A 13899-nucleotide genomic window follows, 5' to 3' on the forward strand; every position below is an offset into this window, starting at 1 on the left:
GTGCGGGCCTTTTGCTTGGCAGAGGCGGGCTGAACCAGCCCGGGCGGGTCACTCGGCCGTGGCCGCCTCCGGTTTGGTCTTGTCGCTCTTCTTGTTCGGCTGGATGTCCAGCTTCACCTCGGGCTCGCCCTTGTCGTTGTCCACGACGTCCACCGTCAGGCGACCGCCGTCCACCAGGCTGCCAAACAGCAGCTCGTCGGCCAGCGCCTTGCGGATGGTGTCCTGGATCAGGCGTTGCATGGGCCGCGCGCCCATGAGTGGATCGAAGCCACGCTTGCCCAGGTGACGGCGCAGGGCGTCCGTGAACGTGACCTCCACCTTCTTCTCAGCCAGTTGACCTTCCAGCTGCAGCAGGAACTTGTCCACCACCCGCAGGATGACCTCTTCGTCCAACGGCTTGAAGCCCACGATGGCGTCCAGGCGGTTGCGGAACTCGGGCGTGAACAGGCGCTTGATGTCGGCCATCTCGTCGCCCAGCTCGCGCGGATTGGTGAAACCGATGGTGGCCTTCTGCAGCGTCTCTGCACCCGCGTTGGTCGTCATCACGATCAGCACGTTGCGGAAATCGGCCTTGCGCCCGTTGTTGTCCGTCAGCGTGCCGTGGTCCATGACCTGCAGCAGGATGTTGAAAACGTCCGGATGGGCCTTCTCGATTTCGTCGAGCAACAGCACCGCATGCGGCTTCTTCGACACCGCCTCGGTCAGCAGACCGCCCTGGTCGAAGCCCACATAGCCCGGAGGCGCGCCGATCAGGCGACTGACCGCGTGGCGCTCCATGTACTCGGACATGTCGAAGCGGATCAGCTCGATGCCCAGGATGTAGGCCAGCTGCCGAGCGACTTCCGTCTTGCCCACGCCGGTCGGGCCACTGAACAGGAAGGAGCCGATCGGCTTGTCCGGCTTGCCCAGACCCGAGCGCGCCATCTTGATGGCCGAGGCCAGCGCGTCGATGGCGTTGTCCTGACCGAAGACCACGCTCTTGAGGTCGCGGTCCAGGGTCTTGAGCTTGCTGCGGTCGTCGTTGGACACGCTGGTCGAAGGCACCCGCGCGATCTTGGCCACGATCTCTTCGACCTCGGCCCGCGTGATGGTCTTCTTCTGCTTGCTCTTGGGCAGGATGCGTTGCGCAGCGCCAGCCTCGTCGATCACGTCGATGGCCTTGTCAGGCAGGTGACGGTCATTGATGAACTTCGCCGACAACTCTGCCGCAGCCTGCAAAGCGCCCAGCGCGTACTTGACGCTGTGGTGCTCCTCGAAGCGCGACTTCAAGCCCTTGAGGATTTCGATGGTCTGCTCGACCGAAGGCTCGGCCACTTCGACCTTCTGGAAGCGACGCGACAGGGCCGCGTCCTTCTCGAAGATGCCGCGGTACTCGGTGAAGGTGGTCGCGCCGATGCACTTGAGCTGGCCCGAGCTCAGCGCAGGCTTGAGCAGGTTGGACGCGTCCAGCGTGCCGCCCGACGCCGCACCGGCCCCGATCAGCGTGTGGATCTCGTCGATGAACAGCACGGCGCCCGGCTGCTCCTTGAGCTGCTTGATGACGGCCTTCAGGCGCTGCTCGAAGTCACCGCGGTACTTGGTGCCGGCCAGCAATGCGCCCATGTCGAGGGCAAACACCTCGGCGTCGGCCAGCACGTCGGGCACATCCTTCTGCGTGATGCGCCAGGCCAAACCTTCGGCGATGGCGGTCTTGCCCACGCCGGCCTCACCCACCAGCAGCGGGTTGTTCTTGCGGCGGCGGCACAGCACCTGGATGACGCGCTCAACCTCGGTGTCCCGACCGATGAGCGGGTCGATCTTGCCCTCGCGCGCCATCTGGTTGAGGTTCTGGGTGTACTGCTCCAGCGGCGAGGCCTTGCCTTCGGCCTCTTCCTTCTCGGGCTCGATCTGACCCTGCTCGGACGACGGCTTGCTCGCCTCGGGCGGGTCGGCCTTGCGGATGCCGTGCGCGATGAAGTTCACCACGTCCAGACGGGTCACACCCTGCTGGTGCAAGTAGTACACCGCGTGCGAGTCCTTCTCGCCAAAGATGGCCACCAGCACATTGGCGCCAGTGACTTCCTTCTTGCCACTGCCAGACGACTGCACATGCATGATCGCGCGCTGGATGACGCGCTGGAAACCCAGCGTGGGTTGGGTGTCCACCTCGTCGGTGCCACCCACGGTCGGCGTGTTGTCACGCACGAACTGGTCGAGGTTCTTGCGCAGCTCGTCCAGGTTCGCAGCACAGGCCTTCAGCACCTCGGAAGCAGAGGGGTTGTCGATCAGGGCCAGCAACAGGTGTTCCACGGTGATGAACTCGTGGCGTTGCTGACGGGCCTCGACGAAGGCCATGTGCAGACTCACTTCCAATTCTTGCGCAATCATGCGGTCTCCAGAATGCACTGCAGGGGGTGCCCGGCTTGGCGGGCGGCGGCAAGAACGAGTTCGACCTTCGTGGCCGCGACGTCTTTGGTGTAGACCCCGCACACACCACGGCCTTCGTGGTGGATTTTCAGCATGATTTGCGTGGCCGAATCGATGTCGTGTCGGAAATGCTCCTGCAGGACAAACACGACAAACTCCATCGGCGTGAAATCGTCATTCAGCATGACGACTTGGTAAAGCCTTGGCGGCTCCAGGGCCAACTCTTCCTTCTCGGCCACAACGGATCCCTGCCCGTCTTCGGCAGGACCGCCAGGCAAAGCCGACAGTTGGTGATGCAAGGGTCTGATCATGGAACGATTCTAAGAGAGGCGCCTTGCTCATGTGTTGGCATCTTGGGGTCTCCCGACATTCTTCAAGGTCAGGAAATTCACGGCCGCAGACAGACTATTCCGCAGACCAAGGCCATGCCGTCCGCGCGCGGGTGGTTGGCACACATGACTTTGCAAAAATCCGCCGGCATCAAAGCACCCACGGCTCAGGGCAAACCATGCACCCAGACAGCCAGATTCGTGCCAAATCTGCCTTTTCGATCAAACCAGATCAAGCTTGCGCGCGATTGCAGGCCAATGCGACAGAAATCTCGCGTAGGCCCCCCTCAGGACGAAACATTTGTGCACAAGTGCACGCGTGTCGGGCATCCAACGCGGCTTGACAGCCCACATTGCCGGACACAGAATGCGGACAAATTAACAGGAGGGACAGCATGGCCACCGGCACTGTCAAATGGTTCAACGATGCCAAAGGGTTTGGCTTCATCGAACCCGATCAAGGCGGGGGCGATGTCTTCGCCCATTTCTCGGCCATCCAGATGGATGGCTTTCGCACACTGAAGCAAGGCTCCAAGGTTCGTTATGAGCTCGTCGCAGGCCCCAAAGGCATGTTGGCGCAGAACATCCAGCCTGTGGATGCCGACGCACAAGGCGAGCACCGCGGGCACAATGCATTGGGCAGCATGGACGATGCCAGCGGCATGGGCGACCTGAGCGATCTGCACTACCGTGACGTGCCCGGTGCGGGGCAACGTTTGCCGCACTGAAGCCTGAGCTGGGCCTTGCGTCCCAGCACAAGCAAGCAAAAGCCCGCTCTTGGCGGGCTTTTTTGTGCCCACCAAGAGCGGGCTCGATCAGCTCAGCAGCGGGGGCCGGACAGGCCAGCCCTCTGCTCATTGCTGCATCACATCTGGTCGATCATGACCTGACCGAAACCGGAGCACGACACCTGGGTGGCGCCGTCCATCAGGCGGGCAAAGTCATAGGTGACCTTCTTGCTCTGGATGGCCTTGTTCATCGCGGTGATGACCAGGTCAGCCGCTTCGGTCCAGCCCATGTGGCGCAGCATCATTTCGGCCGACAGGATCTCGGAACCGGGGTTCACGTAGTCCTTGCCAGCGTACTTCGGTGCGGTGCCGTGGGTGGCTTCGAACATGGCCACGCTGTCCGACAGGTTGGCGCCCGGGGCGATGCCGATGCCACCGACCTGCGCTGCCAGCGCGTCAGAGATGTAGTCGCCGTTCAGGTTCAACGTGGCGATCACGCTGTACTCGGCCGGGCGCAGCAGGATCTGCTGCAGGAAGGCGTCGGCGATGGCGTCCTTGACGATGATGTCCTTGCCCGTCTTCGGGTTCTTGAACTTGCACCACGGGCCGCCGTCGATCAACTCGGCACCAAACTCGCTTTGCGCCAGGCCATAGCCCCAGTCGCGGAAGCCGCCTTCGGTGTACTTCATGATGTTGCCCTTGTGCACGATGGTCACGCTGGGCTTGTCATTGTCGATGGCGTACTGCAGGGCCTTGCGCACCAGGCGCTCGGTGCCTTCCTTGGACACAGGCTTGATGCCGATGCCCGAGGTTTCGGGGAAGCGGATCTTCTTGACGCCGAACTCGTCCTGCAGGAACTTGATCAGCTTCTTGGCCTTGTCGCTCTGGGCTTCGAATTCGATGCCGGCGTAGATGTCTTCCGAGTTCTCGCGGAAGATGACCATGTCGATCTTCTGGGGTTCCTTCACAGGCGACGGCACGCCCTTGAAGTAGGTCACCGGGCGCAGGCAGACGTAGAGGTCGAGTTCCTGGCGCAAGGCCACGTTCAGCGAACGGATGCCACCGCCCACGGGGGTGGTCAGCGGGCCCTTGATCGACACGACGTAGTCCCGGAGGACCTGCAGGGTCTCTTCGGGCAGCCAGACGTCGGGGCCGTAAACACGGGTGGACTTCTCACCGGCGTAGATTTCCATCCAGTGGATCTGGCGCTGACCGCCGTAGGACTTGGCCACCGCTGCGTCCACCACCTTGATCATCACGGGGGTGATGTCGAAACCGGTGCCGTCACCCTCGATGTAGGGAATGATGGGGTTGTTGGGAACGTTGAGGGAGAAGTCCGGGTTGACCGTGATCTTCTGCCCACCTTCGGGCACCTGGATGTGCTGGTACATGTGTGTGGTCTCCGCGTTTGGCGTGTCCGAGAAAACATTGCCATGGATGTCGGCAAGGTGACTTCATTCTACGCGAGCCCCCGAATCAGGGGCGCGACCAGGGCCAGGGATTGCCGCAATGCGTGGTCAATTCGCCCCGATTCCGCCGTGCATGTAGCGCATTTCAGGCACACCAGGCCTGCCACTGCGCGACCAGTTGGTGCCACACTGACCAGACACCCATGACGACCAGGCTCAGGCCCGACACGCGCACGGCCCATCGGGGGTCCACCAGGGGCTCGCCAAGCCTCAGCGCTGCAGCCCCGGAGGCTGACGGCTGCGGCTGCGGCTGCGAACGAGAAGGCTCGCCAACAGGCCTCATCCAGATCACGGGCACTGTGGCCAGACCAGCGGCCGTGCTGGCTGGCAGCCTGGCGGCAGGCTCAGCCGGGATGCCCGCACCTGTGGCATCCGAGCGCCGAAGCCACATCGACCATCGGCGCACCACCCAAGGCGCCACCCACACGCCGACAGAACTGGGCACACCGAAGGCCAGCATGACCAGCGTCCCACCCCATGCATCGGGCGCCAAGGCCGCGACCATCAGGGCCGCGTACAACAAACCGCACGGCAACAAGGCCCAGCTCAGGCCGCCCAGCAACGGCCAAGCCGCCTGCCACAGGCCACGCCAGAACGGCGGCAGCGCAGCCGGCCAGGCCGCCATGCGGGTGCGCCAGCCATCGTAAGCCGCGCGTCCGGCCCCGTCCAACCAAGCCGGCATGCGGCCGCGAACCAACAAGTGCATGCCCAGGATCACGACAGCGACCTGCGCCATCACCCACAAAGGTTTGAGCATGGCGACTTCGCGCCCCCACCGGGACACCAAACCCGCACTCACCGCCGCCACGCCGCCCAAAGCGGCATAGCCCAGCAAGCGACCCAGCCACGTGGTCACGGGCAAGCCGCGCGGGAAGGCCACGGCACAGGCAGCACCACACATCGCGGTGCAATGGGGGATGCCGCCCAACCCCATCAGGAAGGCGGTGAGCAAAAGGCCGATCAACATGTGCGAGGGCGCCCTCCGGTCAGGAAGGCGGCAAAAACAAGGACGAACGCCTCAGATGATGCGGGAAAAGCGCTCGGCCGTTTTGTCTGCCTGGAGATGTCGGTCAAACGGCATGGCAATGGCGCGCACGAAATGCCAGCCCAGCGGCGTGACGCGGATGCCATCCGACTCCATCTGCACCAGCCCGGACTCGACGAGCGGCTCCAGCAGGCGCATTTCCGACGCAAAGTATTGCCGGAAATCGACCAGGTAAGCCAGCTCGATGGACTCGAAGTCCACGCGCCCCTGGCACATGATGGCCATGATGACGGCCCGGCGCACCAGGTCGTCCCGCGTGAGGGTCAGGCCCCGAACGATGGGCAGCTGCCCTCGGCGCAAAGCGTCGTAATAATCGTCCAGCGTCTTGGCGTTCTGGCTGTAATGCGCGCCCACGCGCCCAATGGCAGACACCCCCAGGCCGATGATGTCGCAGTCGGGGTGGGTGCTGTAGCCCTGGAAGTTGCGGTGCAGCCGCCCCTGCCGCTTGGCCACCGCCAGGCTGTCGTGGCGCAGGGCGAAGTGGTCCATGCCGATGTAGTCGTAGCCCGCCGCCGAGAAGGTGTCGATGGCCATGGCCAGCATGGCGACCTTGTCGTCGGGTGCGGGCAAGGCGCTGCTGTCGATGCGGCGCTGCGGCTTGAAGCGCTGCGGCAGGTGGGCGTAGGCGTACAAGGCGATGCGGTCCGGCCTCAACTCGGCCACCTGCGACAAGGTCGTCTGGAAACTCGTCAGGGTCTGCTTGGGCAGGCCGTAGATCAGGTCCATGTTGAGGGACTCGAACCCCTCCGCACGGGCGCTGTCCACCAGGGCAGCCACCTGCTCGCGCGGCTGCACGCGGTGAACCGCCTGCTGCACCTGCGGGTCGAAGTCCTGGACACCAAAACTCAGCCGGTTGAAGCCCATGGCCGCCAACCGGTGCAGGCGCTCGGCGCTGACCGTGCGCGGGTCGATCTCGATGGCGTACTCACCGCCCGGCACGAAACGGAATGCCGTTTGCAGGGTGCCCAGCAGCCCTTCCAGTTGGTCGTCGGTCAGGAAAGTCGGCGTGCCGCCCCCGAAGTGCAGCTGCGACAGCGTCTGGCCGCGTCCCAGTTGCGCGCAGACCAGGTCGATTTCCATGCGCAGGGCATCCAGGTACTCGACCGCCCGTTCGTGGTGTTTCGTGATGACCTTGTTGCAGGCACAGTAGTAGCACACCGATTCGCAAAACGGGATGTGCACATAGACCGACAACGCACTGGCGCCGCCCGTGAGCGCGCCCACACCGTGGCCACGCTGCTGCAGCGCCTGCTGGTACTGCTCGGCGCCGAAGGCCTCCACGAACCGGTCTGCCGTGGGATAAGAGGTGTAGCGGGGCCCGCTGACGTCCAGCCGCGAAAGCAACTCGCGCGACACGATCGGAGCCGCGGGACGGGATGATGCGGGCGAGACGCCGAGGGCTGGTTCACTCATTGGGCAGACTGTGCCAAACTCATGTTTCCCAGTGTTGATCTGCCTCAAGGGCGCGCGCCGGAATCCGGCAACAATGAACCATCTATTGAGGTTGCGCATGCTGAATCCCAACGCCCCCACGTCCGACACCGCTCCGCAAGACGCCCTGCTCCGCCCTGCCAGCGAGCGCCGCGACCCCATCCCGATGAAGATCGACGCCTTCAAGGTCGCCTGCTCCAGCTGCAACCTGCGCGAGCTGTGCCTGCCTGTGGGCCTGAGCCAGCCGCAACTGACGCAGCTGGACACGCTGGTGGGTGCGCGCAAATCGGTCAAGCGCGGTGACGCCCTCTTCCACACGGGCGATTCGTTCAAGTCGGTGTATGCCGTGCGCACGGGCTTTTTCAAGACGCGGATTTCGTCCGAGGACGGCCGCGACCAGGTCACCGGCTTCCAGATGGCGGGCGAGTTGCTGGGTCTGGATGGCATCAGCACCGACCGCCACGCCTGTGACGCGATCGCCCTGGAAGACTCACAAGTTTGTGTGATCCCCTACAGCCAGTTGGAGGAGCTCTCGCGCGAGTTCTCCGACTTGCAGCACCAGTTCCACAAGATCATGAGCCGCGAGATCGTGCGCGACCATGGCGTGATGCTGCTGCTGGGCAGCATGCGTGCCGAAGAGCGCTTGGCGGCCTTCCTGCTGAACCTGACGCAACGCCTGCATGCGCGCGGCTTCTCCGCCTCGGCCCTGGTGCTGCGCATGACCCGCGAGGAAATCGGCAGCTACCTCGGTTTGAAGCTGGAAACCGTCAGCCGCACCTTCTCCAAGTTCCAGGACGAAGGCTTGCTGGAAGTGAAGCAACGCGACATCCGCATCACGGACGAGCCCGGACTGAAAGCACTGGTCAACAGCGTGCGCTGCTGACTGACCTCGGGCTCAGTGTTGGTGCGAATGCTGGGACGGCAAGCCGCCATGATGGCTGCCCTGATGGCCCCCCTCATGACGCAATTGTCGGCGGTGGCGCCGAGCCACCAGGCCCTGGGCCAGGGCGTGGCGCGTGCCATGGGCATCGTCGCGCATCATCAGGTGACTGAGCGCCCCTGACACCGACAGAACGCCCCAGAACACGAGGAAGGCCGCGCTGTAAACAGTGCGGGCGTCAGGCTCCCAGGTGCCGATGTGGATCAGGCTGGGATCGAGCACAGAAAACACCATCATTTCCAGCACACCTGCCATGAAGAAGGCAGGCCAGAGGATTTGTGCGACGTGCAGCGTGCGACGTGACATGCGGTTCTCCTTGCATTGGAAGTGCACACCTCGGATGTTGTGCCTGAGTCACCGCTTCTCAACGAGGACTTACCCCTGAATCAAGGGCCAGCCCCGAGGACGCCATCACTTGTCGGCAGGCGCACGGGCATCGGCGTTGGCAGCGTGGTTGCGCGCCTGGACTGCAGGCATGTCGATGACGCCCTTGACCTCGCCCTTGGAGATGTCCAGTACCGGGTCCACGTGCTTGATGGCGATGCCAGCGGTGACGATGGAGGCGACCACCACGATGGCGGGCCCACCGATGACCATCCAGACGATGGGCAGGCGCCACCAAGGTGTGTTTTCCGGCTGCGGGGTCGAAACGTGGGTCATGACATGTCCTTGCAAAAATTCTGACGTGCGTGCCAACAGGCCTCAGCGGGGCACCATGAACGTGGTGGGCTCACGCACATCGACCTGGGCCTGGTCGCCGCGGCGCAGCTGCTCGACGAACAGCGTGATGCCATGCGCCCCGGAGCCCATCCGCGCAGCGACATCAGGCGGCACCCGCACGGCCACGGGCACCCAGCGCGCCTCGGCCGGGCCCAGTTCGATGTCGCGTCCGGCGTCCACCACGGCTTGGCTGAGTTGCTCCACACCCAGGCGATAGCGCTGCGTGGCTTCGCTGGCGTTCATGATCTGGATGCGGTAAACGTTTTCGACAAAGCCGTCGTCCACAACCCGGGCCAGCGCACCGCGGTCACGCAAGATGTCCACGCGGAACGGCGGACGGCTGTAGAGGCTGACCAGGAAGGCCACGACGATCGCCACCAGGATGCCGGTGTAAAGCAGCACGCGGGGCCGCGTCACACGCGCCCACATCTCGCGACGCCCCCAGCCATTCTCCATGCTGTTCTGCGTCGCGTAGCGGATCAGGCCGCGCGGTGAACCCACCTTGTCCATGACCGAGTCGCAAACGTCGATGCAGGCCGCACAGCCGATGCACTCGTACTGCAGCCCTTTGCGGATGTCGATGCCGGTTGGGCAGACCTGCACACACAGCGTGCAGTCGATGCAGTCGCCCTGCCCCAGCCCTTGCGCATCGGTGCCGCGCTTGCGAGACCCACGGGGCTCGCCGCGCTTGGCGTCGTAGCTGATGATGAGCGTGTCACGGTCGAACATGGCGCTCTGGAAGCGCGCATAGGGGCACATGTACTTGCAGACCTGCTCGCGCATGTAGCCGGCGTTGCCGTAAGTCGCGAACCCATAGAAGCACACCCAGAAGATTTCCCAGGGGCCCATGCTCAGGGTGAGGACCTCGTCGGCCAGCACGCGGATGGGCGTGAAGTAGCCCACGAAGGTGTAACCCGTCCACAGTGCCACGGAGATCCAGGCCAACTGCTTGGCGGTTTTGCGCGCGAGCTTTTCCAGGCCCCAGGGCGACTTGTCCAGCTTCATGCGGCGTGTGCGATCCCCTTCGATCTTGCGCTCGATCCACATGAACATCTCGGTGTAAACCGATTGCGGACAGGCAAAACCGCACCACAAGCGCCCCGCCACCGCGGTGAACAGGAAGAGGCCGTACGCCGAGATCACCAGCAGGGCGGTGAGGTAGATGAAATCCTGCGGGTACAGGACCAGGTTGAAGAGGTAGAAGCGCCGCGTGGTGAGATCGAACAGGATGGCCTGGCGGTCGTGCCACTGCAGCCATGGGGACAGATAGAACACTATCTGCGTGAGCCACACGAACACCCAACGCCACTTGGTGAACCAGCCCTTGACCTCGCGGGCGTAGATCTTTTCGCCCTTCTGGTACAGAGACACCACCTCTTCCCGCGCGCCGACGGCCTGGATGGGGATGACCCGCTGGGGGGCGTTGCTGGGTGAGGTGGGATCGCTCATGGTGTTCTGAATGGACTTGCGGCAGGCAGGCCGGATACCCCCTAAGGTATCACACCCTCACCTGCCGCAATTTGAGTATCGACTCAATTTTGATCGGCATCAACCCGCTTGGGTGGGTTGATGCCAGTGGCGCGGTCAGTGGCCTGACCTCACTGCGCTTGTGCCGTCTTGGTGGTGTGAGACAAGCCCCACACGTAGGACGCCACCAGGCGGATCTGGTCGTCCGACAGGCGCGCGTTCTGGGCGGGCATGACGTTGACCTTGCCTTTGTTGACCATGTTGATGATGGCCTCTTCGCCCCAGCCGTGCAGCCAGACCTTGTCGGCCAGGTTGGGTGCACCGATGGCCTGGTTGCCCTTGCCGTCAGCGCCATGGCAGGCGGCGCACACCTGCTTGAACTTGGCCTTGCCCAGTTCGGCCAGGATGGAGTTGTGTCCCGAACCCGACAGGCTCAGCACATAGTTGGCCACCTGGCGAACTTCCTCGGGCGAACCGACTGCAGCAGCCATCGGAGGCATCTGACCACGACGACCGCCGATGATGGTCTCGACGATTTTGTCGGGCGCACCGCCGTGGATCCAGTCGTTGTCGGTCAGGTTCGGAAAGCCCTTGGCACCCTTGGCATCGGAGCCGTGGCAAGCTGCGCAGTTGTTCAGGAACAAACGCTGGCCGATGTCATGGGCCTGCGGGTCGCGGGAGAGGTCCTCCACCGACGCGTTCTTGAACTTGGCGAAGATCTTGTCCTGCTCCAGCTTGGCCTTGGCCATCTCGGTTTCCAGCTGGCCCTTGGAGGTCCAGCCCAGCTTGCCAGGGCTGTTGCCCAGGCCTGGGTACAGGCTGAGGTAGGCGCCGGCAAACACCAGGGTGATGATGAACAGGAACAGCCACCAGCGCGGCAGCGGGTTGTTCAACTCGCGCAGGTCCGAGTCCCAGACGTGCCCCGTGGTCTTGTCCACATTGCCCTGTGCGTCATAGACGACCTTGTGCTTGGCCGCACCGATCAGCACGAACGCGCAATACACCAGACCAAACACCACGATCGCGACGACGTACCACGACCAGCCATTGTTAATGAAGTCGCTCATGTCTGAGCCTCCAGTCAATCTTCTGAAAGAGGCAGACGACCTGCCTCTTCAAACTGAGCCTTGTTGCCGCGCTTGAACGCCCAAGCAACGATGCCCACGAAAACGCACAGACACACCAATGTGAAGATGCTTCTCACCAAGATCATGTCCATGTGCGCCACTCCTTATTTCACGGCGGTGCCAAGCACCTGCAGGTAAGCGATCACGGCTTCCATCTCGGTCTTGTCCTTGACCTCGTCGGCTGCGGCCTTGATCTCGGCGTCCGTGTAGGGCACGCCGACCTTGCGCAGGGCGTCCATGCGTGCACCGACGGTCGCGCTGTCTGCCTTGTTGGCCAGCAGCCACGGGTAGGCAGGCATGTTCGACTCGGGCACCACGTCACGCGGGTTGTTCAGGTGAGCCGTGTGCCATTCGTCGGAGTACTTGCCACCCACGCGCTGCAGGTCGGGACCGGTGCGCTTGGAGCCCCACTGGAAGGGGTGGTCATAGACGAACTCACCGGCCATCGAGTAGTGACCGTAACGCAAGGTCTCGGCGCGGAAGGGGCGGATCATCTGCGAGTGGCAGCCGTAGCAGCCTTCACGGACGTAGATGTCGCGGCCCACGACTTGCAGCGCGGTGTAGGGCTTGAGGCCCGGCACCGGCTCGGTCGTGCTGTGCTGGAAGAACAGCGGCACGATTTCGACCAGAGCGCCGAAAGAGATGACGATCAGCGTCAGCACGATCATCAGGAAGTTGCTGGTCTCGATCTTCTCGTGCGAGAAGAGCGCAGGCTTGTGGTTGTTGTCAGCCATGTTGTTCTCCTTCTAGGCTCAGGCGTGAGCCGGCTGCGCCGAACCCTGCGGGATGGGCGCATCGACAGCGCGGCCCGCGGTCACGGTCATGATGGTGTTCCACAGCATCAGGATCATGCCACCCAGGTAGAGCAGGCCACCGGCGACGCGGATGACGTAGAAGTCATGCGAGGACTTGACGCTCTCGACGAAGCTATAGACCAGGGTGCCGTCGGGGTTGACCGCACGCCACATCAGGCCCTGCATCACGCCGGCGATCCACATGGAAGCGATGTACAGCACGATGCCGATGGTCGCTGCCCAGAAGTGCACGGAGATGGCTTGCACCGAGTACATCGTGGTGCGGCCGAACATGCGCGGGATCAGGTAGTACAGCGAGCCCATCGAAATCAGACCCACCCAGCCCAAGGCGCCAGAGTGCACGTGGCCCACGGTCCAGTCGGTGTAGTGGGACAGCGAGTTCACGGTCTTGATCGACATCATCGGACCTTCGAAGGTGGACATGCCGTAGAAGGACAGGGCCACGATCAGGAACTTCAGGATGGCGTCATCGCGCAGCTTGTACCAGGCACCCGACAGCGTCATGATGCCGTTGATCATGCCGCCCCACGAAGGCGCCAGCAGGATCAGCGAGAACACCATGCCCACCGATTGGGTCCAGTCAGGCAGCGCGGTGTAGTGCAGGTGGTGAGGGCCCGCCCACATGTAGGTGAAAATCAGGGCCCAGAAGTGCACGATCGACAGGCGATACGAGTACACGGGCATGCCAGCCTGCTTGGGGATGTAGTAGTACATCATGCCCAGGAAGCCCGCGGTCAGGAAGAAGCCAACGGCATTGTGGCCGTACCACCATTGCACCATGGCGTCTTGCACGCCGGCATAGACCGAGTAGGACTTGGGCGCCAGGATGCCACTGGCCAGCACAGGCATTTCGGCGCTGTTGACCACGTGCAGCAGGGCCACGGCGATGATGAAGGCGCCGTAGAACCAGTTGGCCACGTAGATGTGACGCACTTTGCGGATGCCGATGGTGCCGAAGAACACCAGTGCGTAGGACACCCACACGACGGTGATCAGCAGGTCGATCGGCCACTCCAGCTCGGCGTATTCCTTGCCGGTGGTGTAACCCAGGGGCAGAGAAATGGCGGCCAACAGGATGACCAGTTGCCAGCCCCAGAACGTGAAGGACGCCAGGGGGCCTGCGAACAGGCGGGTCTGGCAGGTGCGTTGCACCACGTGGTAAGACGTGGCAAACAGGGCACAACCGCCAAAGGCGAAAATCACTGCGTTGGTGTGCAGTGGACGCAGGCGACCATAGGTCAGCCAGGGAATGCCGAAATTCAGTTCCGGCCACGCGAGCTGGGACGCGATCAGGACGCCGACGGCCATGCCGACGACACCCCAAACGACCGCCGCGACGGCGAACTGCCTGACAACGGTGTCGTTGTAGGTGGCAGAGTGGGAGTTTGCCATCTGTTGTTCTCCAAAGTTACAAAGCGAATT

13 protein-coding genes and 1 pseudogene are annotated in these 13899 nt (G+C 63.3%); 2 read left to right on the forward strand and 12 right to left on the reverse strand.

What is annotated here, in order from left to right:
- Window positions 1-48: 48 nt before the first annotated feature.
- On the reverse strand, window positions 49-2367 hold the full coding sequence (clpA, locus tag EV672_RS07845) for an ATP-dependent Clp protease ATP-binding subunit ClpA (protein WP_133607964.1): 2319 nt from the start codon (window positions 2365-2367) through the stop codon (window positions 49-51).
- On the reverse strand, window positions 2364-2717 hold the full coding sequence (gene clpS / locus EV672_RS07850; RefSeq protein ID WP_133607966.1) for an ATP-dependent Clp protease adapter ClpS: 354 nt from the start codon (window positions 2715-2717) through the stop codon (window positions 2364-2366). The genes clpA and clpS overlap by 4 nt, the downstream gene beginning before the upstream one ends.
- 413 nt (window positions 2718-3130) lie before the next feature.
- Here clpS and EV672_RS19295 point away from each other — a divergent pair.
- Window positions 3131-3325, forward strand: a pseudogene (locus tag EV672_RS19295) (cold-shock protein); the annotation flags it as partial.
- A 275-nt stretch (window positions 3326-3600) separates the two neighbouring features.
- On the opposite strand, the gene icd reads toward EV672_RS19295, so the two are convergent.
- From icd to hemN, 3 genes are all read right to left on the reverse strand, one after another.
- Window positions 3601-4854, reverse strand: a complete 1254-nt coding sequence (gene icd, locus EV672_RS07860) for an NADP-dependent isocitrate dehydrogenase (protein ID WP_133607970.1) — start codon at window positions 4852-4854, stop codon at window positions 3601-3603.
- A gap of 163 nt (window positions 4855-5017) precedes the next feature.
- On the reverse strand, window positions 5018-5899 hold the full coding sequence (locus EV672_RS07865; protein WP_133607972.1) for a sulfite exporter TauE/SafE family protein: 882 nt from the start codon (window positions 5897-5899) through the stop codon (window positions 5018-5020).
- A 51-nt stretch (window positions 5900-5950) separates the two neighbouring features.
- Window positions 5951-7390, reverse strand: a complete 1440-nt coding sequence (gene hemN, locus EV672_RS07870; RefSeq protein ID WP_133607974.1) for an oxygen-independent coproporphyrinogen III oxidase — start codon at window positions 7388-7390, stop codon at window positions 5951-5953.
- Between the two features lie 184 nt (window positions 7391-7574).
- On the opposite strand from hemN, the gene fnr reads away from it, so the two are divergent.
- Complete coding sequence (fnr, locus tag EV672_RS07875) at window positions 7575-8291, forward strand: fumarate/nitrate reduction transcriptional regulator Fnr (RefSeq protein ID WP_133608239.1); 717 nt, start codon at window positions 7575-7577, stop codon at window positions 8289-8291.
- A gap of 12 nt (window positions 8292-8303) precedes the next feature.
- Here fnr and EV672_RS18815 read toward each other — a convergent pair whose 3' ends face one another.
- From EV672_RS18815 to ccoN, 7 genes are all read right to left on the reverse strand, one after another.
- A complete protein-coding gene (locus tag EV672_RS18815; RefSeq protein WP_208110731.1) occupies window positions 8304-8654 on the reverse strand; it encodes a hypothetical protein in 351 nt (116 codons plus the stop codon).
- A gap of 105 nt (window positions 8655-8759) precedes the next feature.
- Complete coding sequence (locus tag EV672_RS07885) at window positions 8760-9008, reverse strand: hypothetical protein (RefSeq protein WP_133607976.1); 249 nt, start codon at window positions 9006-9008, stop codon at window positions 8760-8762.
- A 42-nt stretch (window positions 9009-9050) separates the two neighbouring features.
- On the reverse strand, window positions 9051-10517 hold the full coding sequence (gene ccoG, locus EV672_RS07890; protein WP_133607978.1) for a cytochrome c oxidase accessory protein CcoG: 1467 nt from the start codon (window positions 10515-10517) through the stop codon (window positions 9051-9053).
- A gap of 149 nt (window positions 10518-10666) precedes the next feature.
- On the reverse strand, window positions 10667-11602 hold the full coding sequence (gene ccoP / locus EV672_RS07895) for a cytochrome-c oxidase, cbb3-type subunit III (protein WP_133607980.1): 936 nt from the start codon (window positions 11600-11602) through the stop codon (window positions 10667-10669).
- A 14-nt stretch (window positions 11603-11616) separates the two neighbouring features.
- Complete coding sequence (locus tag EV672_RS07900) at window positions 11617-11754, reverse strand: cbb3-type cytochrome oxidase subunit 3 (protein WP_133607982.1); 138 nt, start codon at window positions 11752-11754, stop codon at window positions 11617-11619.
- A gap of 12 nt (window positions 11755-11766) precedes the next feature.
- A complete protein-coding gene (ccoO, locus tag EV672_RS07905; protein ID WP_133607984.1) occupies window positions 11767-12396 on the reverse strand; it encodes a cytochrome-c oxidase, cbb3-type subunit II in 630 nt (209 codons plus the stop codon).
- Between the two features lie 18 nt (window positions 12397-12414).
- Window positions 12415-13869: a cytochrome-c oxidase, cbb3-type subunit I gene (ccoN, locus tag EV672_RS07910; RefSeq protein ID WP_133607986.1), complete on the reverse strand. Its 1455-nt coding sequence runs from the start codon at window positions 13867-13869 to the stop codon at window positions 12415-12417.
- Between the last annotated feature and the right edge of the window lie 30 nt (window positions 13870-13899).

The sequence above is a fragment of the Aquabacterium commune genome (assembly GCF_004362855.1).
GTDB lineage: Bacteria > Pseudomonadota > Gammaproteobacteria > Burkholderiales > Burkholderiaceae_C > Aquabacterium > Aquabacterium commune.

Excerpts from the sequence above, each read along its gene's own strand:
- clpA (WP_133607964.1), bottom strand. The coding sequence starts at position 2,367 with ATGATTGCGCAAGAATTGGAAGTGAGTCTGCACATGGCCTTCGTCGAG.
- clpS (WP_133607966.1), bottom strand. The coding sequence starts at position 2,717 with ATGATCAGACCCTTGCATCACCAACTGTCGGCTTTGCCTGGCGGTCCT.
- icd (WP_133607970.1), bottom strand. The coding sequence starts at position 4,854 with ATGTACCAGCACATCCAGGTGCCCGAAGGTGGGCAGAAGATCACGGTC.
- EV672_RS07865 (WP_133607972.1), bottom strand. The coding sequence starts at position 5,899 with ATGTTGATCGGCCTTTTGCTCACCGCCTTCCTGATGGGGTTGGGCGGC.
- hemN (WP_133607974.1), bottom strand. The coding sequence starts at position 7,390 with ATGAGTGAACCAGCCCTCGGCGTCTCGCCCGCATCATCCCGTCCCGCG.
- fnr (WP_133608239.1), top strand. The coding sequence starts at position 7,575 with ATGAAGATCGACGCCTTCAAGGTCGCCTGCTCCAGCTGCAACCTGCGC.
- EV672_RS18815 (WP_208110731.1), bottom strand. The coding sequence starts at position 8,654 with ATGTCACGTCGCACGCTGCACGTCGCACAAATCCTCTGGCCTGCCTTC.
- EV672_RS07885 (WP_133607976.1), bottom strand. The coding sequence starts at position 9,008 with ATGACCCACGTTTCGACCCCGCAGCCGGAAAACACACCTTGGTGGCGC.
- ccoG (WP_133607978.1), bottom strand. The coding sequence starts at position 10,517 with ATGAGCGATCCCACCTCACCCAGCAACGCCCCCCAGCGGGTCATCCCC.
- ccoP (WP_133607980.1), bottom strand. The coding sequence starts at position 11,602 with ATGAGCGACTTCATTAACAATGGCTGGTCGTGGTACGTCGTCGCGATC.
- EV672_RS07900 (WP_133607982.1), bottom strand. The coding sequence starts at position 11,754 with ATGGACATGATCTTGGTGAGAAGCATCTTCACATTGGTGTGTCTGTGC.
- ccoO (WP_133607984.1), bottom strand. The coding sequence starts at position 12,396 with ATGGCTGACAACAACCACAAGCCTGCGCTCTTCTCGCACGAGAAGATC.
- ccoN (WP_133607986.1), bottom strand. The coding sequence starts at position 13,869 with ATGGCAAACTCCCACTCTGCCACCTACAACGACACCGTTGTCAGGCAG.